23 protein-coding genes are annotated in these 18099 nt (G+C 70.9%); 10 read left to right on the top strand and 13 right to left on the bottom strand.

What is annotated here, in order from left to right; all coding sequences use genetic code 11:
- Window positions 1–9 precede the first annotated feature (9 nt).
- Window positions 10–888, top strand: coding sequence for an AraC family transcriptional regulator (locus Q0D57_RS04835; RefSeq protein WP_291039076.1), 879 nt, complete (start codon window positions 10–12; stop codon window positions 886–888).
- Between the two features lie 27 nt (window positions 889–915).
- Here the strand turns inward: Q0D57_RS04835 and Q0D57_RS04840 are convergent, their stop codons facing one another.
- A complete protein-coding gene (locus tag Q0D57_RS04840) occupies window positions 916–1932 on the bottom strand; it encodes an aldo/keto reductase (RefSeq protein ID WP_291039079.1) in 1017 nt (338 codons plus the stop codon).
- Between the two features lie 111 nt (window positions 1933–2043).
- Window positions 2044–2847 carry a DeoR/GlpR family DNA-binding transcription regulator gene (locus tag Q0D57_RS04845; RefSeq protein WP_291039084.1) on the bottom strand — a complete coding sequence of 268 codons (804 nt, stop codon included), beginning with the start codon at window positions 2845–2847 and terminating at the stop codon, window positions 2044–2046.
- Window positions 2848–2874: 27 nt separating this feature from the next.
- On the opposite strand from Q0D57_RS04845, the gene galT reads away from it, so the two are divergent.
- From galT to Q0D57_RS04865, 4 genes are all read left to right on the top strand, one after another.
- Window positions 2875–4053 (top strand): galactose-1-phosphate uridylyltransferase, encoded by a 1179-nt coding sequence (gene galT, locus Q0D57_RS04850; protein ID WP_291039087.1) that lies wholly within the window; start codon window positions 2875–2877, stop codon window positions 4051–4053.
- Complete coding sequence (gene galK / locus Q0D57_RS04855; RefSeq protein ID WP_291039090.1) at window positions 4050–5324, top strand: galactokinase; 1275 nt, start codon at window positions 4050–4052, stop codon at window positions 5322–5324. The genes galT and galK overlap by 4 nt, the downstream gene beginning before the upstream one ends.
- The gene (gene galE / locus Q0D57_RS04860) at window positions 5321–6283 is read left to right on the top strand and encodes a UDP-glucose 4-epimerase GalE (protein ID WP_291039092.1); all 963 of its coding nucleotides are present in this window, start codon (window positions 5321–5323) and stop codon (window positions 6281–6283) included. The genes galK and galE overlap by 4 nt, the downstream gene beginning before the upstream one ends.
- A 586-nt stretch (window positions 6284–6869) precedes the next feature.
- The gene (locus Q0D57_RS04865; protein WP_291039095.1) at window positions 6870–7466 is read left to right on the top strand and encodes a DUF4352 domain-containing protein; all 597 of its coding nucleotides are present in this window, start codon (window positions 6870–6872) and stop codon (window positions 7464–7466) included.
- 137 nt (window positions 7467–7603) lie between these two features.
- Here Q0D57_RS04865 and Q0D57_RS04870 read toward each other — a convergent pair whose 3' ends face one another.
- Genes Q0D57_RS04870 through Q0D57_RS04885 form a run of 4 tightly spaced genes read right to left on the bottom strand, consistent with a single transcriptional unit; the run spans window position 7604 to window position 10197 of the window.
- Window positions 7604–8155 carry an SRPBCC family protein gene (locus Q0D57_RS04870; protein WP_291039099.1) on the bottom strand — a complete coding sequence of 184 codons (552 nt, stop codon included), beginning with the start codon at window positions 8153–8155 and terminating at the stop codon, window positions 7604–7606.
- Window positions 8148–8645 carry a hypothetical protein gene (locus Q0D57_RS04875; RefSeq protein ID WP_291039102.1) on the bottom strand — a complete coding sequence of 166 codons (498 nt, stop codon included), beginning with the start codon at window positions 8643–8645 and terminating at the stop codon, window positions 8148–8150. Before Q0D57_RS04875 ends, Q0D57_RS04870 begins: the two co-directional genes overlap by 8 nt.
- Window positions 8642–9931 (bottom strand): serine/threonine-protein kinase, encoded by a 1290-nt coding sequence (locus Q0D57_RS04880; RefSeq protein WP_291039105.1) that lies wholly within the window; start codon window positions 9929–9931, stop codon window positions 8642–8644. The genes Q0D57_RS04875 and Q0D57_RS04880 overlap by 4 nt, the downstream gene beginning before the upstream one ends.
- A 5-nt stretch (window positions 9932–9936) precedes the next feature.
- The gene (locus Q0D57_RS04885) at window positions 9937–10197 is read right to left on the bottom strand and encodes a DUF6458 family protein (RefSeq protein ID WP_291039108.1); all 261 of its coding nucleotides are present in this window, start codon (window positions 10195–10197) and stop codon (window positions 9937–9939) included.
- 148 nt (window positions 10198–10345) lie between these two features.
- On the opposite strand from Q0D57_RS04885, the gene Q0D57_RS04890 reads away from it, so the two are divergent.
- Window positions 10346–11008, top strand: a complete 663-nt coding sequence (locus Q0D57_RS04890; protein ID WP_291039111.1) for an ArsR family transcriptional regulator — start codon at window positions 10346–10348, stop codon at window positions 11006–11008.
- A 46-nt stretch (window positions 11009–11054) separates the two neighbouring features.
- Here the strand turns inward: Q0D57_RS04890 and Q0D57_RS04895 are convergent, their stop codons facing one another.
- Window positions 11055–11987 (bottom strand): LLM class flavin-dependent oxidoreductase, encoded by a 933-nt coding sequence (locus Q0D57_RS04895; protein ID WP_291039114.1) that lies wholly within the window; start codon window positions 11985–11987, stop codon window positions 11055–11057.
- 104 nt (window positions 11988–12091) lie between these two features.
- Between Q0D57_RS04895 and Q0D57_RS04900 the strand changes: the two genes are divergently transcribed.
- Both Q0D57_RS04900 and Q0D57_RS04905 read left to right on the top strand, forming a co-directional pair.
- The gene (locus Q0D57_RS04900; protein WP_291039117.1) at window positions 12092–12340 is read left to right on the top strand and encodes a hypothetical protein; all 249 of its coding nucleotides are present in this window, start codon (window positions 12092–12094) and stop codon (window positions 12338–12340) included.
- Between the two features lie 7 nt (window positions 12341–12347).
- Window positions 12348–12677: an ATP-dependent DNA ligase gene (locus tag Q0D57_RS04905; RefSeq protein WP_291039120.1), complete on the top strand. Its 330-nt coding sequence runs from the start codon at window positions 12348–12350 to the stop codon at window positions 12675–12677.
- Here Q0D57_RS04905 and Q0D57_RS04910 read toward each other — a convergent pair.
- The 5 genes from Q0D57_RS04910 to Q0D57_RS04930 all read right to left on the bottom strand — a co-directional run bounded on the left by Q0D57_RS04910 (window position 12659) and on the right by Q0D57_RS04930 (window position 16019).
- Window positions 12659–13018 carry a hypothetical protein gene (locus Q0D57_RS04910; RefSeq protein ID WP_291039127.1) on the bottom strand — a complete coding sequence of 120 codons (360 nt, stop codon included), beginning with the start codon at window positions 13016–13018 and terminating at the stop codon, window positions 12659–12661. The genes Q0D57_RS04905 and Q0D57_RS04910 overlap by 19 nt on opposite strands.
- Window positions 13019–13089: 71 nt before the next feature.
- Window positions 13090–14169, bottom strand: coding sequence for a YihY/virulence factor BrkB family protein (locus Q0D57_RS04915; RefSeq protein ID WP_291039133.1), 1080 nt, complete (start codon window positions 14167–14169; stop codon window positions 13090–13092).
- A 97-nt stretch (window positions 14170–14266) separates the two neighbouring features.
- Window positions 14267–14842 (bottom strand): DUF3618 domain-containing protein, encoded by a 576-nt coding sequence (locus Q0D57_RS04920; protein ID WP_291039136.1) that lies wholly within the window; start codon window positions 14840–14842, stop codon window positions 14267–14269.
- Window positions 14839–15255: a phage holin family protein gene (locus Q0D57_RS04925; protein WP_291039139.1), complete on the bottom strand. Its 417-nt coding sequence runs from the start codon at window positions 15253–15255 to the stop codon at window positions 14839–14841. Before Q0D57_RS04925 ends, Q0D57_RS04920 begins: the two co-directional genes overlap by 4 nt.
- The gene (locus tag Q0D57_RS04930) at window positions 15252–16019 is read right to left on the bottom strand and encodes a hypothetical protein (protein WP_291039142.1); all 768 of its coding nucleotides are present in this window, start codon (window positions 16017–16019) and stop codon (window positions 15252–15254) included. The genes Q0D57_RS04925 and Q0D57_RS04930 overlap by 4 nt, the downstream gene beginning before the upstream one ends.
- 360 nt (window positions 16020–16379) lie before the next feature.
- On the opposite strand from Q0D57_RS04930, the gene Q0D57_RS04935 reads away from it, so the two are divergent.
- Window positions 16380–16637, top strand: coding sequence for a hypothetical protein (locus Q0D57_RS04935; RefSeq protein ID WP_291039146.1), 258 nt, complete (start codon window positions 16380–16382; stop codon window positions 16635–16637).
- A 20-nt stretch (window positions 16638–16657) separates the two neighbouring features.
- On the opposite strand, the gene Q0D57_RS04940 is transcribed toward Q0D57_RS04935, so the two are convergent.
- Window positions 16658–17686, bottom strand: a complete 1029-nt coding sequence (locus Q0D57_RS04940; protein WP_291039150.1) for a septum formation family protein — start codon at window positions 17684–17686, stop codon at window positions 16658–16660.
- Window positions 17687–17878: 192 nt separating this feature from the next.
- Here Q0D57_RS04940 and Q0D57_RS04945 point away from each other — a divergent pair.
- Window positions 17879–18099, top strand: a 221-nt coding sequence (locus Q0D57_RS04945; RefSeq protein ID WP_291039152.1) for a helix-turn-helix transcriptional regulator, incomplete at its 3' end; no start/stop codon positions are given.

An 18099-nucleotide genomic window follows, 5' to 3' on the forward strand; every position in this document is an offset into this window, starting at 1 on the left:
ATGGCGCGCGTGCTGATCCGCGACGGCTTCCCGGGGCAGCGGCTGCGCGTGCTGCCCCGCCCGCGGGTGGCGGAGGCGCTCGCCGCCCCGATCACGGAGCAGCTGCTGGTGACCGATGCCGGGCACTTCCCGCACGCGGCGGCGCACGGGAGGGCGCGGCCGGCGGGGGCGGGGGAGTCGGTCGTCATCCTCTGCACCGACGGCGCTGGGCACGTCGAGCTGCGCGGGGTCGAGTACGACGTGGCCCGCGGCGACGTCGTGGTGATCCCGGTGGGCGAGCCGCACCGCTATCGTGCCGATCCGCGCGACCCCTGGACGATCTGGTGGATGCATGTCGTCGGCTCCGACAGCGCCTCGTTCGTGGAGGCGATCACCGATCCGGCCGGGGAGTTCTCGCCCGTCATGACGGTGCACGATCCGTTCGCCGCCCGGGCCTCGCTCGAGCACGTGCTGACCTCGCTCGAGCGCGACGACACGGTGGCGAGCCTCCGCTCGGCCGCCGGCGCGGCCTGGGGGCTGCTCGCGCAGCTGGCGGCCGACCGGGCGCGCGGGGCCACGGAGGCGGGCGATCCCATCCTCGCGGCCCAGGACTACCTGCGCGAGAACCTCGACGTCACCGCGAGCGTGCCCGAGCTCGCGAAGATCGCGGGCTTCAGCGTCTCCCACTTCTCGGCCCGCTTCCGGCAGGCGTCGGGCACCGGGGTCGTGGAGTACCACAAGCGCCTCCGCAGCGCCCGCGCCCGCGAGCTGCTGATCACGACCGACGCCTCGGTGGCCGACATCGCGCGCACCGTGGGCTACGACGATCCGCTCTACTTCTCCCGCCACTTCCGGGCGATCAACGGCACGAGCCCCTCGGCCTACCGCGCGGCCTTCCAAGGGCGGTAGGCGGGGGCGCCTCGCCGCCTGGCTCGCCTACGCGGTCAGGCCGGTTCCGTGCACGGCGTGGGGGTCGATGGCGGCGAGCTCGTCGGGTGTGAGCGGGGCGGCGTCGAGGGCGGCGACGTTCTGTTCGAGCTGGGCCACGCTCGAGGCGCCGATGAGGGCGCTCGTGACCTGGGGGTGGCGGAGCACCCAGGTGAGCGCGAGCTGGGCGAGGGACTGGCCGCGGGCGGCGGCGATCTCGTTGAGCGCCCGGGCACGGGCGAGGTACTCGTCGTCGATGCCGTTCTCCGAGAGGAACTGCGAGGTCGCGGCCCGCGAGTCCGACGGCACGCTGCCGTCGAGGTAGCGGTCGGTGAGAAGGCCCTGCGCGAGCGGGGAGAAGACGATGCTGCCCGATCCGACCTCGTCGAGCACCGGGAGGAGGCCGTCTTCGATGTGGCGGTCGAACATCGAGAAGCGCGGCTGGTGGATGGTGAGCGGGATGCCGTGGTCGGCCAGCAGGCGTGCGGCCTCGCGGGTCTGCTTGGGGTCGTAGTTCGAGACGCCCACGTAGAGCGCCTTGCCCGAGGTCACCGCGGTCGCGAGCGCGCCCATGGTCTCTTCGAGCGGGGTGTCGGGGTCGAAGCGGTGCGAGTAGAAGATGTCGACGTAGTCGAGCCCCAGGCGCCCGAGCGACTGGTCGAGCGAGGCCAGCAGGTGCTTGCGCGATCCCCACTCGCCGTAGGGGCCCGGCCACATGAGGTAGCCGGCCTTCGACGAGATGATGAGCTCGTCACGGTAAGGCGCGAGATCCTCGGCGAAGATGCGGCCGAAGTTCGTCTCGGCCGAGCCGGCCGGCGGGCCGTAGTTGTTGGCGAGGTCGATGTGCGTGACACCGAGGTCGAAGGCGCGACGCAGGATGGCGCGCTGGGTGTCGAGCGGCCGCTCGTGACCGAAGTTGTGCCAGAGGCCGAGCGAGAGCGCCGGCAGCCTGAGGCCGCTGCGGCCCGAGCGGTTGTAGGTCATCGCGTCGTAGCGCGTGGGGGCGGCCTGGTAGGTGTCGGTCATGCGGGGCCTCTCTGCCGGTGTTCTCGTGGTCCTGGTGGTGCGTTGCCTCAGGTGGTGCGCATCCCAGGCGGTGCGTTTTTCGGGTGGAGGGTTGTTCAGGTGGTGCATCTCCTACGTAGTACGGGTCGAGAGGCCGGCGAGTTCGAGCCGGGCCAGCTCCTCGAGGTGGGTGTCGCTGCCGCCGGCGGGGGTGGCGGTGATGAGGAGCTCGAAGCGGTCGAGGCCGCCGATCACGCCGAGGCTCGTGCGACCGAGCTTCGACGCGTCGGCCACCACCACGGCCCGGTCGGCGGCGGCGAGCATGGCCTGCTTGAGCTCGGTCTCGGGCAGGTTGACGTTGGTGACGCCCGCCACCGCATCCACCCCCGTGCAGCCGATGAACGCGAGGTCGGCGCGCACGCTGCCGAGCAGGAGTGAGGCGTACGGAGCCACGAGCGAGTGCTGGAGGGGGCGCAGGGTGCCGCCCGTGACCACGACGGTGAAGCGCGGGATGGCGGGCTCGAGCGCGAGGGCGATGGAGAGGCCGTTGGTGATGATCACCACGTCGTCCAGGTCTTCCCGCTCGAGGAGGGCATCGGCGACGGCGGCGGGGGTGGTGCCCACGTCGAGCAGCACGCTCGTGCCGCTCTCGACGAGCGCGGCGGCGGCTCGGCCGATGCGCTGCTTCTCCTCGGCCGAGGTGCTGCGAGCCTGTTCGAAGGGTGTCTCGGCACGGGAGGCCAGACCCCGGATGACGGCGCCGCCGTGCACGCGGTCGACGACCTCGTGCCGTTCGAGCACCGCGAGGTCGGAGCGCACGGTGACCTCGGAGACACCGAGCTCGCGGCTCAGCTCGGCCACCCGCGCGAATCCGGTGGCGCTCACCAGCTCGACGATCCGGCGCCGCCGGACGGTGAGCTCGAGGTCGTCCGTCATGCTCCGATCTTACAGTTCCGAAAGCGGATGTCACCCCTTGACTTTCGAAAGCGAAAGTGGCGTAATCGTCAGGTGGCAACATCGAATGGCATCACGAAGCGCGTCAGCACCCTGGCCGATGGCCGGGAGCTGCTCTATTTCGACGACGCCGACACCCTCCTCCCGCCGGAGCGTGCCGACGACTCGCGGCCGTCCGCCCCGCGCCCGCCCGTGGCCGAGATGAGGCAGGATCCTCTGACGGGGGAGTGGGTGTCGATCGCAGCCGCCCGCCAGAACCGGGTGATGCTGCCGCCCAAGCACCTCGATCCGCTCGCGCCCTCGACACCCGCCAACCCCACCGAGGTGCCGAGCAACTACGACGTGGCGGTCTTCGAGAACAAGTCGCCCTCGTTCGGCCCCGACCTCGCTGCGGCAGGGGTCGATCCGCTGCACGAGCTCGCCGAGCTGCGGCGCATCGGCCTCGGCCGCACCGCCACCTCGGTGGGCCGGTGCGAGGTGGTGTGTTTCAGCCCGGCCACCGAGGGCTCGCTGTCGGGTCTCCCCGTGGCGCGGGTGCGCACCGTCATCGAGGCGTGGGCCGATCGCACGGCCGCGCTCTCGGCGCTGCCCGGCGTGCAGCAGGTCTTCCCCTTCGAGAACCGGGGCGAGGCCATCGGCGTCACCCTGCACCACCCGCACGGCCAGATCTACGCCTACCCCTACATCACGCCGCGCACCCAGCGTCTCGTGGCCTCGATCGAGAGCTACGGGCCCACGCTCTTCGCCGACATCCTCGAGTTCGAGCGGGTGTCGGATCGGGTGCTCATCGAGGGCCGTCACTTCACGGCCTTCGTGCCGTTCGCGGCGCGCTGGCCCGTGGAGGTGCACCTGCTGCCGCACCGGCACGTGCCCGACTTCGCGAGCCTCACCGGCGAGGAGCGCGACGAGCTCGCCGTGGTCTACCGCCGGCTGCTCCGGGGCCTCGATCGCCTCTACGACGACCCCACGCCCTACATTGCGGCGTGGCACCAGGCGCCCGTGCACGAGCATCGAGACGACATCCGGCTCATGCTGCAGATCACCTCGCCGCGCCGGGCGGCCGACAAGCTGAAGTTCCTGGCGGGCTCCGAGGCGGCCATGGGCGCGTTCATCGGCGACGTGCCCCCCGAGGCCTCGGCCCGACTGCTCCGAGAGGCCCTCGCCCGGGCCGAGGAAGGCGACTCATGACGAACCCCACGGCCTCTGGCGCTCCGGCGCCCGAGCCCACCATCCCAGACAAGTCGGTGCCGTTGGCCGAGCAGGCCGCCACGGGCTTCGCGCGCCGCTACGGCCGCGCGCCCACCTCGCTGTGGTCGGCGCCGGGCCGCGTGAACCTCATCGGCGAGCACACCGACTACAACGACGGCTTCGTGCTGCCGTTCGCCATCGACCGCCACACGGTGATGGCGGCAGGGCCTCGCGAGGACCGCCGCATCCGCGTCTCCACCGTCTTCGGCGACGGCACGATCGAGACGGTCGAGGCCGCGATCGACGAGCTGTCGCCCGAGACCGTCTCGGGCTGGTCGGCCTACCCGCTCGGCGTGGTGTGGGCGGCCGGCCGGCACGGCGCCGACCTCGCCGCAGCCACCGGACTCGACCTCGTCCTCGTCTCCGACATCCCGATCGGCGCGGGCCTCTCCTCCTCGGCGGCCATCGAGTCGGTCGTCGCCATCGCGCTCGACGAGCTCTGGGGTCTCGGCTTCGACCGCCCCACCCTGGCCCGGATCGGCCGGCTCGCCGAGAACGAGGCGGTGGGAGCGCCCACGGGCATCATGGACCAGTCGGCCGTGCTCCTCGGCCGGGCCGACTCGGCCGTGCTGCTCGACTGCCGCTCGCTCGACACCACGATCGTGCCGCTCGGCCTCGGCGACGAGCAGCTCACGATCGTCGTGACCGACACACGGGTGCAGCATGCCCATGCCACCGGCGGCTACACCGCACGCCGGGCCTCCTGCGAGCGGGGCGCGGCCGTGCTGGGAGTTCCCATGCTCCGCGACCTCACGGTCGACGACCTCGCGCGAGCCGAACAGGAGCTCGACGACGAGACGTTCCGCCGCGTGCGTCACATCGTCACGGAGAATGCGCGCGTGCTCGCTGTCGCCGCACGGCTGCGCGACTCGGGAGCCGGTTCGATCGGTGACCTGCTCGACGCCTCCCATGCCTCGATGCGCGACGACTTCGAGATCTCGGTGCCCGAGCTCGACCTCTCGGTCGAGGTCGCCCGGCGAGTCGGTGCCGTCGGCTCTCGCATGACGGGAGGCGGCTTCGGCGGTGCGTCGATCGCCCTCATCCGCCGCGATCTCGTGAACGACCTTCGCGCCGCCCAGGAGAGTGCGTTCGCCGCGGAGGGCTTCCGGGCACCGATAGTGTTCGAGGTGACCCCCTCGGCCGGAGCCGCCAGGCTCCCGTTCCCCCCGCGCGACCACGTCGCGCCCGGCTCGACAGGAGACACGCGATGACCTGGCTCGTGACCGGAGGCGCCGGCTACATCGGCTCGCACGTGGTGAAGGCGCTCGGCGAGTCCGGGCTCGAAGCGGTCGTGCTCGACGACCTGTCGACCGGGCGGGGCGACTTCGTGCCGGCCGGGATCCCCCTCATCACGGGCAGCATCCTCGACGGAGATCTCGTCGAAGCCACCCTCCGTGACCACGCGGTCACCGGCGTCATCCACGTGGCGGGCTACAAGTACGCCGGCGTCTCGGTGCAGCGGCCCCTGCACACCTACGAGCAGAACGTCACAGGCACCGCCGTGCTGCTCGAGCGCATGCAGTCCGTCGGGGTCGACCGCCTGGTCTTCTCCTCCAGTGCCGCCGTGTACGGCACTCCCGACACCCTCCTCGTCACCGAAGACACCCCGAAGGCCCCGGAGTCGCCCTACGGCGAGTCGAAGCTCATCGGCGAGTGGCTGCTCCGCGACCAGGCGGTCGCCGCAGGTCTCCGCGCCACGGCGCTCCGCTACTTCAACGTGGTCGGCTCCGGATCCCCGCGCCTCTACGACGCGAGCCCCCACAACCTCTTCCCCCTGGTCTTCGACGCCCTCACTGCGGGCCGCACCCCCCGCATCAACGGCGACGACTACGACACCCCCGACGGCACCTGCGTGCGCGACTACATCCACGTCTCCGACCTGGCCCTCGCTCACGTGGAGGCCGCCCGCCGCCTCGACGCCGGCGACACCCTCCTCCCCGCCTACAACCTCGGATCGGGCGACGGCATCTCGGTCCGCCAGATCATGGACGCGATGGCCGACGTCACCGGCATCCCCTTCACCCCCGAGGTCGCCCCCCGCCGCCCCGGAGACCCGGCCCGCATCGTCGCCTCCGGCGCCCTGGCCACCCGCGACCTCTCCTGGAGCATGCGCCACACCCTCTCCGACATGGTCTCCTCCGCCTGGTCCGCCCACCCCCGCCACCCCTGACGCCCCCGCGGCGCGGGCACCACCATCTCTCCGCACCGCCCGTACTGGGTGACTCCACCGCGGATATCCATCCCCTACCGCTCCGCGCCGCCCTCCGCGGACAACACCACTCCTCCTCGCATCCGAGCCGCATCCGCGTGCAGTGGAGCGCTCGTTTGGCGAAGTCCGCCCGCCCACGCCTGTCGCCCGTCACCCGTCACCCGTCACCCGTCACCCGCGGTGAGGGTGCGCGCGACTTGATAGTAGGTGCGCCCATTCGCGCCGACTTGACCCAAGTTGTGCCAAGTGGGCGCCTCTGCGCACAACTTCTGTCACGTGGACGACCTCCCCTCGCCGCGCCAGCGCCCGAACGCAAGCCCAGACGAGCAACCCGCCGAACCGCAGAACCCTACGCCCCCACCGCGCGCCAGAAAAGTCCCCTGCCGCCCACCCCCCCGTGCCTACGGTGACCTCATGGGACTCCTGCCACCTCATCGTCATCGCCTGGTTCCTGACCCGCAGCTGGCTGACCGCGAAGAACGTCGACCTCCGCCTCACCGACCCGGCCTGACGCCTCCACTACACGGCGGCGTGCTAGCCTCCCGGCATGTCAGGGTGGGGAAAGCGGGCCGTGCTGGCGATGGTCGTGGCGACGGCGGTGACGCTCGCCGGGTGCACCGCCTCCGACACGACGGAGACGGAGACGCAAGCGGAGTCGACCGCGACACCGACACCCACGCCGACCAGCGACATCCACACCCCGATCGACCGCGACGCCCCGCTGCCCGATGCGGTCGAGGGCCCGGGAAGCCGAGCCGAGCCGCTGGCTCTCGGCGAGACGATCAGCGTCGATCGCGTCGACATCGTGATCGACGCCTACGAGCCCGACGGCGACGCGATCGTCGAGGCGGCCGTGAACGACGATCCCCCCGTGGGCTACCACTACCACATCGTCACGTACTCGGTCACGAACACCCACACGGAGGAGCTCTACGTCGACCTCATCTCGGTGGGCCTCGTCACCGACAGCGACGAGCGCATCGACGAACCGGTCGCGACCCTCGCCGATGAGATGTCCGGCAAGATCCCCCCAGGCGAGACCCTCACCGGATCCCGCGCCTTCCTCGTGCCGGCCGGCGCCGAGGTGCTGATCGCGGTCACTCCCGGGATCCCCATCCGCTCCGCCTACTACGTGCAGCCCTGACCCCAGGCCGGTCACCTGCCACTCGAAGTGAGTAGCGCCCAAGTGCTCCCACACCGTCGAATTCGGCCGGGATAGGGACACTTCGGCGCGACTCGGTGGTCGAGTTCGGCGGGAGGAGCGGTCGGGGATGGCGGGAGCTAGTCGCGGGCGTGGCGCCCCCGACGCGGCGCGGGCCCGGCCTCGTCGAGGTCGAGGTCGACTTCGGTCGAGACGGTGGTGTCCGGATCGGCGTCGACCGAGCGCAGGGTGACGTAGGAGTGGCCGGAGGGGCCTCCGTTCGTCTCGACGTGCGACTTGAAGGCGCGGAGGGCGGCCTTCACGGCGCGGTCGTCGGTGCCGAGGGCCGCGGCGGCGCGTTCGGCCGGCGTGCTCGGCTCCCAGGTGACCGAGAGGGTCACGGCGGTGCGGGTCTCCGAGGTCTCGCTGAAGGTCGCCTCGCCGGTCGCGGTGACGTCGCCCGTGATGGTGCGCCAGCTCACGCGCTCCTCGGGGAGCTGCTCCACGATCTCGGCGTCGAAGCTGCGGGTGAGCCTGCCGATCGAGATCGTCCAGTGGCTGTAGATCTCGGCCGAGGTGGTGACCTCGCGCACCAGCGGGATGAACTGCGGGAACGACTCCACGTCGAGCCACTGCTGGTAGACAGCGGCGATCGGAGCCTCGACCGTGACGGTGTGCTGCGCGTTAGTCATTCTTGCCTTTGCCCTTGTTCCCATTCCCGTTGCCGTTCCCGTTGTTCCCGTTCCCGCTGCTGTCGTCCTCGCCGTCGTCGCCCTCGTCCGAGTCGTCGATGGGGGCGGTCGGCTCGGGAGCGACGCTGGGCTCGGCGGGCGCCACCGGCTCGAAGGGAGCCACCGGCGCCACCGCAGCCTGCAGATCGGCCCGCACCGCGTCGATCGCGGCCTGGATCGAGGCCGTGCGGTCGGCGGGGATCGCGCCGGAGGCGGACCCCTCTGTCAGTTGGGCCTGCAGCGAGTCGAGGGTTCCGAGAGCGGCCGCCGGGTCGCCGGCAGCTGCCTGCTCCGCGGCGGTCACGACGCTCGACTGCAGCTGTTCGCTGGTGGCGGCGGCGATCCCGCTCGAGTCGGCGGCGCATCCGCTCAGAGCGAGGGCCCCGGCGAGAGCGGCGGTGAGGGCGAGCGCGGCAGTGGCGCCGCGGAGACGGGTCGACACGGATGTCACGGGCTCACCGCCTCCAACAGGTCGTTCATGTGGGTGCCGAGCGGCTCCTCGAGCGTGGGCAGGCTCGGCACGTCACCCGGGCTCGAAGCCCCCACCGACCACAGCAGCACGCCCACGATGACGGCCACCACGACCACCGCGAGAATGGCGACGACGACGAGCCACCGGGGCGGTCCCGACGGCGCGGAGGAGTGCGCCGGCGCGGGGGCCACCGGATGCGAGGGGGAAGGTCGGGCCGGGTCCCGCTGATCGGTGGCTCGGGTCGGCAGCGGTGGAGACGCGAGGTGCGCTGCGTCCAGTGGGGCGGTGGCCTGGGTCTCCTGCGGGGACGGGGCAAGAAGCGCGGCGTGCGATCCCGCGGTGTCACCCGGCACCGCATCCGCCGCCGTCATCCGCTCGGTCGGAAGCTCGGTCGGCAGCTCCAGCTGCGCCGTCGCATCGAGCGGGTTGGGCTCGCCGAGATGCCGGGCGGCCACGACCACGTCGATCGCCGAGGGCCGCTCGGCAGGATCGCGGGCGGTCATGGCGGTCAGCAGCGACCTCCACGCGTAGCCGTAGGCTCCGGGGATCTCGGGGTCCCGGGTCAGCCGGGCGAGGGCGGCCTCATGCGTGCCGGTCTGGGGATACGCCCGCTGCCCGGTGAGGGCCTCGACGAGCACGAGTCCGAGCGCGTAGATGTCCGACGCGGGTGCCGGTTCGGCGCCCTGCACCTGTTCCGGGCTGAGGTAGGCGGCCGTGCCGATGAGCGTGCCGGGCGTCGTGAGCCGGGTGGAGTCGATGAGGTAGGCGATGCCGAAGTCCGCCAGCTTGGCGCGATACCGCTCGCCGGGCACGTGGGATCGGCGCAGCAGGATGTTCGAGGGCTTGATGTCGCGGTGCACCACACCGGCACCGTGCACCACGTGCAGTGCTTCGGCGAGGTCGCGGGCCATCACGGCCGCCTCCTCGGGTGTCAGCGGCCCTTCGGTGATGCGATCACGGAGGGTCGGCCCGTCGACGTGCTCCATCACGAGGTAGTTCGGTTCGGTCTCGCCGATGCGGGCGTCGAACAGCGTCACGAGGGACGAGTGGTTGAGGCTCGCGAGCAGGCGAGTCTCCGACGTCGTGCGGGCGGCCTCGCCGGCGGAGTCGCGGAAGACCTTGACCGCGACGGTGCGCCCGAGCGTCTCATCTCGGGCGCGGTAGACCACGCCCATGCCGCCCGACCCGATCCGGGAATCGAGGAGGTAGCGGCCATCGAGCAGTTCGCCGGTGCTCGGCTCCGGCACGACGTCGGACAGTGTCACAGCGCTCAGACCAGCGGGTCGTTGGTGTCGCGGGTGCTGCGGGTGACCTGCTCGCCGCTGGCCGGGTCGACGGCGGTGCGGGTGGTGGCGGTCGACTGGCGGCGACGGAGCATGAGCACGAGGCTGATCAGGAACACGACGACACCGGCACCCATGAGGATGTAGCCGATGAGTGCGAGGTTGATGACCCCGCCGAGGTCGACGTTGACTGCGAACGCCAGAATGGCTCCGATCACGAAAAGCGCGATCCCGGTTCCGATACCCATGATGATCCTCTCCAGGGTGAACGTCTCACCGCCGTGGCTGACGCGGTCTGACAATCGGCTGATGATCAGTTCCCGGCCGAGCCGTCTTCGCTCATGCCTACCATGATTGAGTCAAGAACGATTGAGTCGATTCCGGACGGGAGCCGTCATGACCGAGCTGAAGCGCAGGGTCGCGGTCTTCGCCGCGCTCGCCGATCCCTCCCGGCTCCAGATCATCGATCTGCTCACGCTCGGCGACCTCTCGCCGTCGGAGATCGAGCTCCTGCTGGGGCTCCGGTCGAACCTCGTGGCCCACCACCTCCGCGTGCTGGAGGAGGCGAAGATCGTCTCCCGCACCCGGTCGGAGTCGGACAGGCGACGCAGCTACCTCTCCCTGCAGCCGGAGGTGTTCGACACCCTCACGCCCGTCCACGTCTCCGTGCCGGAGCGGGTGGTGTTCGTGTGCACCGCCAACTCCGCGCGCTCCCAGCTCGCCGAGACCATCTGGCGCGGATCCAGCGAGATCCCCGCCGCCTCGGCGGGAACGCATCCGGGGTCGACGGTCAACCCCGGCGCGGTCGCCGTCGCCGAGCGTCACGGGCTCCGGATCGACCGCGACGCGCGGCCCCTCCCCGTGGAGGAGGTGCTGCTCGAGCGCGACCTCGTCGTGACCGTCTGCGACAGCGCCCACGAGCGGATGACGGGCCGCGACGACCTACACTGGTCGATCCCCGACCCGGCCCGCTCCGGCACCCCGGAGGCCTTCGAGCGCGCCTTCGACCTCATCAGCCGCCGGATCGCGGCGCTGACGTCGCGCCTCCGCTCCGTCTGAAGCGGGTGGAGGCTCGGCGCCGGACTGAGCGCACGGCCCGTGCGGCTCAGGAGGGGTCGGGGAACCGGTCCCGCAGGAGCGCCGCCGTCTCGCCCACGAGCTCGATGCCCGCGGCGGGGGATGCGGAGGCGGGGATGAGGGTGAACTCCCGGGCCCCCGCCTCCACGTAGGGCGCGAGGAAGTCGGCGACGTCGGCCGGTGTTCCCGAGGCGGTCACCCACTGGAACTTCTCGTAGGGAAGACGGTAGAGGTCGAACATCCGGGCGGCGATGTGCTCACGGGCCGCGGCGCGATCCGGATCGAGCCCGACCCACGACGTGAAGCCCATGCGGGCGGGCACCGGTCGGCCGGCCTCGGCGGCCGCCGTCGCGATGGCGTCGACGGTGGCACCGAAGCGGCGGGCGGAGCAGAAGATGCCGAGCCAGCCGTCGCCGAAGCGCACGGTCCGCTGCACGGCGGCGTCGCCCTTGCCGCCGATCAGGATCGGGATGCGAGGGTCGGGGCTCGGCAGGATCTGTGCCTGGTCGAGCTCGAAGAACTCTCCCGTGTGGTCGATGACGTCTCCGCGGAGCAGTCGCTGCACGAGGTCGAGCGCCTCGTCGAGTCGGCGCCCTCGCGTGCGCGGATCCACTCCGGCGTTGAAGACCTCGCGGCGATCCTCGCCGGCCACGCCGACGCCGAGGGTGAGCCGGCCGGGAGCGAGTTCGGCGAGAGTGGCGAGCGCCCTCGCGGTGGGCATCGGGTGACGGAGCCCGAGCAGGTACACGCCGATCTGCATCCGCACCGAGGGATGGGAGCCGAGCAGCACGGCGGACGAGACCAGACCGTCGAAGCCCGACCCTCCGTGGAAGCCGAGGTGGTCACCGGTCGACACGAAGTCGACGCCGCTTGTCTCGACCAGGTCGAGGAGTCGCCGTCGCTCGCCGAAATCGGAGAACACCACCGGATCGTTGATCCCCACACCGACCGTGATTGCCATGGCTGGATTCTAGAAGACGCGCGCGACCCCGGCGGATCCCAGCACACCCTCCCCGCTGTGTCCAGCCCCTCGGCCACGGTCAGGCGGGTCGTAGGTTCCCCCACATGGAGAGGGAAAAGACCGTCGCCGACGACTTCGACGTCGTGATCGTGCAGACCTCGGACTCGGTGTGGGGCGTCTACCTCGCCTCGGATCGCACGTGCCTCGGGTTCGTCGTCGCGCGTGGCGACGGGTTCGAGGTCGTCGACGCCGAGCCGCCCCACCGGGCGATCCGGACGGCCGCTCTCGACGACGCCGTCATCCTGGTGCTGGAGAAGACCGATCCGGCACCCGTCGCACGACAGGAGGCCTGAGGACCGCATGGGAAAGCTCACCTACGATTCCACGGTGGTCGTCGACTTCGACGACCGCACGCTCGCGCACATCCAGCAGGTGATGGCGGCGAAGCTGCGTCGGGGCGAGGCCTTCTTCTTCAGCTGGAAGGACGACCCGGCATCGGGCGACGGCCGCACGACGCTGTGGATCCATCCGACGATCTCGCTCGTGTTCACGTTCCACGGCGGCCGCCCGCCCCTGATCAACCGGGCCTGGATCGAAGCGCTCATGCTCACCGCCAACACGCCCCAGGGACTCCAGCTCGTGCCCGAACCGGAGCGGAAGACCCCCGAGGATCAGAGCTCGTCGAAGTAGCGCAGCGCGGCCGGATCGCCGCCGTCCCCGCCGGCGTCCGCATCGGCGTCCGGCCGCACCGAAGCAGGGCACTCCAGCTGCCGCGTCTTCTCCTGCATCTCCTGCACCGCCCGCGAGTTGTCGGGCTCGGGGATCGACGACTCCGTGGTCTCGGCCATCAGCACGGTGCCGGTGTCGAGCACGAACGTCGCCTCCACATCTCCACCGTCGGCGCCGTAGGCGTTGAGGGTGACGGTGTCCGCCGAGCCGTGCCTCGCGAGCAGAGCTGCGTACTCGACGATCGCATCTGCTGCTGCGTCGCCGACCAGGAGGGACTTGTCGGAGTAGGTGATGTGCTTCATGCGGCACACGCTAGTTCTGCTCTCCGGACAACGCTCCGGGATTGATTTCCGGCCACGCGACCGCTAGGACATCAGCGCTCTGCTGAACCACCGGATCCGTCGCCCCCGTGCTGCTCACGGATCCGTCGTCCCTCCTCGACGTCCTTCTGCTCCTTGGCCGCGGCCTTGTCGCTCTTCTTCGTGTCGCGCGGCGGCAGCTGGATGTCCTCCTCGGCGGCGATGCCCGCCTGCAGCTGGCGACCGCGCTCGAGCTCGGCGTCGAACTCGGCGCCGAACAGCAGCGCGTTGTTCAGGATCCAGAGCCACAGCAGGAAGATCACCACACCGGCGAGAGAGCCGTAGTTCTTGTCGTAGTTGGCGAAGTTCGCCACGTAGAAGCCGAACGCGACGGTGGCGATCGCGAGGACGATGAGGGCGACGAACGCTCCCATGCTCATCCAGCGGAACTTCGGCTGCTTGGCGTTCGGGGTCGCGTAGTAGAGGATCGCGAGGATCAGCACGAGCACGAAGGCCAGCACCGGCCACTTCGCGATCGACCACACCGTCGTCGCGGTCTCACCGATGCCGAGGGCCGAGCCGACGGCATCCGCGACCGGCCCGGAGACGACGAGGATGATCGCGGCGATCACGATCAGCACGAGGGAGATGACGGTCACGAGAAGCTGCACCGGCTTGAGCTTCCAGAACGGCCGGCCCTCCTCGATCTCGTAGATGCGGTTCATGGCGCGGCTGAACGCCGTCACGTAGCCCGAGGCCGACCAGATGGCCACGACGAGACCGCTGACGAGTGCGAAGCCGGCGGCGGGGGAGGAGGCGAACTGCTCGATGGGGCCCCGGATGACGTCGGCGGCGCCGCCCGGCGCGACGTCGTCGACGATGCCGAGGATCGCATCCGAGGCGGCCTGCCCCTGACCGACCACTCCGAGCAGCGAGAAGATCGCGATGAGCGCGGGGAACAGGGCCAGCACGGCGTAGTAGGTGAGGCTCGCGGCGATGTCGGTGCACTGGTCGGCCGAGAACTCGCGGGCGGTCTTCTTCAGCACGTAGCCCCAGGAGCGCTTCTTCAGGTCGGTGGGGTCGTCGGGCTTCCGGCTGTCGTCCGGGTCGGGTGCGTTCTTGTTCGCCCGCTCGGTGGCGGATTGCGTGCTCATCATCGTCCTCTTGTCGAAGCTGCTGGGGGTGGGGGAAGCCGAACGGCGGTGGCCGGCGTGAGCCGTGGCCACCGCCGTTCGCGGGGTGAATCGGTGATCAGCCGTTCTGGACGGTGTCCCTCGACTGCTGGGCCTGGTCCTTGACCTCGCCGGCCGCGGAGGTCGCCTCGGACTTCACGCTGTCGACGGCGCCGGTGGCGGCATCCTTCACAGCGGTGGCGGCGTCCTGGGCGGGCTCCTTGAGGTTCTGCCCGACCTCCTTGGCGGCATCCGTCACCTGCTCGACGAGCGGCTGCGCCTTCTCCTTCAGATCGGATGCGACATCCTTCTCCTTGGTCGACGCCGGGATCAGCGAGGCGGCGAGAAGACCGACGCCGAACGCGATCAGGCCCACGGCGAGCGGGTTGCCCTCGGCCTTGGCCTGCACGGTGTTCTTGGCGTCCGACAGGGCGCCGGTCGCGTCGCTGCCGTGGCTCGACACCGACAACTTGACGTCGTCGGCGACGCCGAACACGCGGTCCTTCACCGAGCCCACGGCGCCCTTGACCTTGTCGGTCTGGCGGCCGACGATCTTCGACGGGGTGACCTTGTCGGCCAGCGCGTCGACGTCGCCGCCGAGCTCGGAGCGGGTCTGCTCGATGCGGGCGCGGATCTCTTCGGGTGAATCAGTCATCGGTTCTCCTCATTTCGCTTCAGTGTCTCGGGGATCTTCTTCAAGGAATCGACGGTCTTCGGTACCCCGTTGACCTCCTTGAGCTGCTTCTTGCCGATCAGGAACAGGATCAGCGCGATGATCGCCCAGACGGCCATCACCACGAGGCCCGACCAGCCGTTGCCGATCAGGGTGCCGAGCGCCCACCAGCAGGCGATCGACAGGAACAGCACCGCCATGGACGCCGCGTATCCGGCGCCGCCGAGCATGCCTGCGCCCTTGCCGGCGCGGGTCGCGGACTGCTTCAGCTCGGCCTTGGCGAGTTCGAGCTCCTGGCGCATCAGGGTGGAGAGGTCCTTCGTGACCTCTCCGAGCAGATCGCCCAACGATGTCGTCGCGGCTTTCTGCTCCGAGGGTGTGTAGTCGTCGGTCATCGCGGATACTCATCCCCGGGAAGCGTGTACCCGTCGTCGCCGAGCGTCGCCGCCCGCTGGTTGTAGACCGGCGTGTCCTCGACGAGGCCGGGGGTGGTCGTCGGCGTGTCCACGACCGGCGGCACCGGGGCGGTGGCGGGCACCGGCGTCGAGACGGCCGGGGCCGGGGTGGTCGTCGACGTCGTCGTTGAAGGGGTGGCGGGCGCCGAGGCCTCGGCCGCCTTCTCGTCGGCCGCGTTGCCTGCGAGAGCCCGGGTGAGCCGGCCGGCGACGACACCCGCGATGGCGGCGGCGGCGATGAACGTGCCGGGCTTGCGGCGGGCGTACGACTTGACCTCGTTCAGCAGCGAGCCCGGGTCACGGGCGTCGAGCCAGGATGCGGCGCTGCCGGCGCGATCGGCGACCTGGCGCACCAGGTCGGAGGCGAGGCCCTGCTGCTCGGAGCCGCTGGCCATCGAGCCGAGCTCGTCGCCGAGCGAGCGGAGGCCGGAGGCGACGCGCTGCTGCTGGGCGCCCGCCTGCTCCTTCAACTCCGACTGCGTCTGGGCGTACAGATCCTTGGCCTGCGACTTCGCTTCGTGGGCGACGTTCTTCGCCTCGTCCTTCGCGGTGCCCGCGACGTTGCCGGCCTGCTCGGTGGCGGTGTCCTTCAGATTCGCCGCCTCCTGCTTGGCGGTGTCGACCTTTCCCTGCTGGTCGTCGTCCGACGCGGTCGCGGGGGGTGCGAAACCGTTCGGCGGTACGGGTGCGTAGCTGTCCGTCATGGTCATCCCTTTCCATCTCCGGCCGTCCGGCCGGGTTCTTCCATCAATGCGCGGTACCCGAGTGGGCGCAGGCGGGTTCCTTTCACGTTCGATCCGTGCCTACGGTGAAAGGTCGTCGATCTGTCCCTGGAGGTGCTCGTGCACGGACTGGTCTCCTTCGCGTCAGGCGGCGGACTGCCGCCACTGTCAGCCTCCGACCGATCGCCGTTCTTCCAGGGGCCTTGTTTTCCGGGTCGATGAAGCGCACAATGCGGGCCGTCTCGGGGCGGCAGCCCTACACCGTCGCGTCATCGCTGTCGAGCCGGGGGCGGGCCGGCGCGATCGTCGTACGGTGGGGCGGAACGACGGAAGGAACCCACCATGGACCTCGGAACTCTGGGCGGCTACCGCCTGCCCGCGGCGATCCGCACCGCCTACGGCGTCACGACCGCGCAGGAGCTCGCCGACAGCATCGGCGTCACGAAGCAGCCGACCCCGGCCCTCGCGGCCGACGCCGACGCCGCCTACCAGGCGCTCCGCCGCGGCGACTCGCAGCCGGCCCGCCGCCTGCTGATCGACGACCTCGGCGTCTCCGAGTCCGCCGCCGACGAGGCCCTCGCGAAGCTCCCCCCGCTCTAGCTCCCCGCTTCAGCGGGCTGCTACGCCCCTGCCTCGAGCACTCCGGCGCCTCTGAGGGTGCCCGTCGTGGGCCCGGTCGGGGTCATCAGCCAGCACGAGACGGCCCGATCGCCGGCTCTCCAGGAGCCCTCGGAGGGGTGGACGGTCTGCAGCCCGTAGCCCGACTGGTCCCACGGGGTGCCCAGGAAGTCCGAGACCGCACCGGTGCACTGGTCCATCGTGTGCGAGACGAGCCAGTCCGGCGTCGGATACCCGGAGCCGGAAACCGTCTCGTCGACGGCCCCGACGTACACGACCTCCGCGTCGTGAGGCTGGTCGCAGGGGGTCTCGGTGGGAGGTGACATCTCCTGCACCTCGGCGACGTCGTAGTCGACGTCGGTGAGGCAGGTCCCGACCGGGATGGCGGGCTCGAAGGTGGCCGGCCGAGGAGCGGCGGCTGCGGTGAGGCCGCCGGTTCCCGCGGCGTACCCGTTCGAGGCGAGGATGCCGAGGACGGCCACGGCCGTCACGGCGACGCCGATCGGGGCGAAGAGCATGGCGAGGCGGCTGCCCGCCGAGCGTCCCCGGAGCAGCGCGATGAGCGTGGGCAGCGCGCCGAGGGCCGCGAGGAAGAGGCTGAGGGCGGCGTTCCATGCCACGGCCGCCTGCACTCCGGTGTCGGCGAGGTAGGTGGAGGTGAGCCACGGCCAGAATTCCGGATCGGCCAGGGCGGCGAAGGGCTTCTCGTTCGGGGCGAAGGTCGTGCTGGCGTCGAGGAGGGCGGCCGCGATGACGCAGAGGAGGATGGTGCCGAAGGTGACGAGCGAGATGGCCACGGCGCCTCGGGTCCCGATCCGGCCCTTCGCGCCGTAGCGGTAGAGCGCGGCGGCCCCGAAGGCCACACCGAACGCCACGACGCCCGCGATCCAGCCGAACTGCCAGAGGATGAGCCAGACCGGAACGGCCACAGGGATCACGAGCAGGGAGTGCGCGAGGCCCCGACCGAACCCGTCGTCCGACCGTCGTCGATCGTGGGAGGAGGCGGGCGCGGCCCATCCGTCGCGTGACATCTCGTGGCATCCTTCTCGACCGTGCGCCGGCGGTGCCCGAGCGTCGCCAGAAGACTAGCGGCTCCCCGGCAGCACGGCGGCCCGGCCGCATGGGCGGGTCACCCCACCGCTCGTCCCAGGGCCGCACTCATGCCTTGCGCCGGAGGTCTCCTGTCGATGGTTGGTCTATCTCTATATAGGTAGACTTGGGGGATGAAGCCACTGGCCCGCGTCACTCCCGCCACCGTCGACGTGCTCCGGGTGCTGCTCGAGGAGGACGGCATCTGGGGGATGCTCGTCATCAAGCGCACCGCCCGCCCCGCCGGGAGCGTCTACCCCATCCTCGAACGGCTCGAGGGCGCCGGGTGGGTGTCGTCGAGCTGGGAGCCCGATACCGAGCGGAGCGGGCCGAGACGGCGGCTGTACGAGCTCAG

It is taken from the genome of Herbiconiux sp. (assembly GCF_023264895.1).
GTDB lineage: Bacteria > Actinomycetota > Actinomycetes > Actinomycetales > Microbacteriaceae > Herbiconiux.

What these genes read in the sequence shown, in the direction of transcription:
- Q0D57_RS04905 (WP_291039120.1), top strand. Translation starts at nt 12,348, where the DNA reads ATGGGAAAGCTCACCTACGATTCCACGGTGGTCGTCGACTTCGACGAC.
- galT (WP_291039087.1), top strand. Translation starts at nt 2,875, where the DNA reads ATGTCACCCCTTGACTTTCGAAAGCGAAAGTGGCGTAATCGTCAGGTG.
- galE (WP_291039092.1), top strand. Translation starts at nt 5,321, where the DNA reads ATGACCTGGCTCGTGACCGGAGGCGCCGGCTACATCGGCTCGCACGTG.
- Q0D57_RS04920 (WP_291039136.1), bottom strand. Translation starts at nt 14,842, where the DNA reads ATGACTGATTCACCCGAAGAGATCCGCGCCCGCATCGAGCAGACCCGC.
- Q0D57_RS04930 (WP_291039142.1), bottom strand. Translation starts at nt 16,019, where the DNA reads ATGACGGACAGCTACGCACCCGTACCGCCGAACGGTTTCGCACCCCCC.
- Q0D57_RS04840 (WP_291039079.1), bottom strand. Translation starts at nt 1,932, where the DNA reads ATGACCGACACCTACCAGGCCGCCCCCACGCGCTACGACGCGATGACC.
- Q0D57_RS04895 (WP_291039114.1), bottom strand. Translation starts at nt 11,987, where the DNA reads ATGGCAATCACGGTCGGTGTGGGGATCAACGATCCGGTGGTGTTCTCC.
- Q0D57_RS04845 (WP_291039084.1), bottom strand. Translation starts at nt 2,847, where the DNA reads ATGACGGACGACCTCGAGCTCACCGTCCGGCGGCGCCGGATCGTCGAG.
- Q0D57_RS04910 (WP_291039127.1), bottom strand. Translation starts at nt 13,018, where the DNA reads ATGAAGCACATCACCTACTCCGACAAGTCCCTCCTGGTCGGCGACGCA.
- Q0D57_RS04865 (WP_291039095.1), top strand. Translation starts at nt 6,870, where the DNA reads ATGTCAGGGTGGGGAAAGCGGGCCGTGCTGGCGATGGTCGTGGCGACG.
- Q0D57_RS04900 (WP_291039117.1), top strand. Translation starts at nt 12,092, where the DNA reads ATGGAGAGGGAAAAGACCGTCGCCGACGACTTCGACGTCGTGATCGTG.
- Q0D57_RS04870 (WP_291039099.1), bottom strand. Translation starts at nt 8,155, where the DNA reads ATGACTAACGCGCAGCACACCGTCACGGTCGAGGCTCCGATCGCCGCT.
- Q0D57_RS04915 (WP_291039133.1), bottom strand. Translation starts at nt 14,169, where the DNA reads ATGAGCACGCAATCCGCCACCGAGCGGGCGAACAAGAACGCACCCGAC.
- Q0D57_RS04885 (WP_291039108.1), bottom strand. Translation starts at nt 10,197, where the DNA reads ATGGGTATCGGAACCGGGATCGCGCTTTTCGTGATCGGAGCCATTCTG.
- Q0D57_RS04935 (WP_291039146.1), top strand. Translation starts at nt 16,380, where the DNA reads ATGGACCTCGGAACTCTGGGCGGCTACCGCCTGCCCGCGGCGATCCGC.
- Q0D57_RS04890 (WP_291039111.1), top strand. Translation starts at nt 10,346, where the DNA reads ATGACCGAGCTGAAGCGCAGGGTCGCGGTCTTCGCCGCGCTCGCCGAT.
- Q0D57_RS04925 (WP_291039139.1), bottom strand. Translation starts at nt 15,255, where the DNA reads ATGACCGACGACTACACACCCTCGGAGCAGAAAGCCGCGACGACATCG.
- Q0D57_RS04940 (WP_291039150.1), bottom strand. Translation starts at nt 17,686, where the DNA reads ATGTCACGCGACGGATGGGCCGCGCCCGCCTCCTCCCACGATCGACGA.
- galK (WP_291039090.1), top strand. Translation starts at nt 4,050, where the DNA reads ATGACGAACCCCACGGCCTCTGGCGCTCCGGCGCCCGAGCCCACCATC.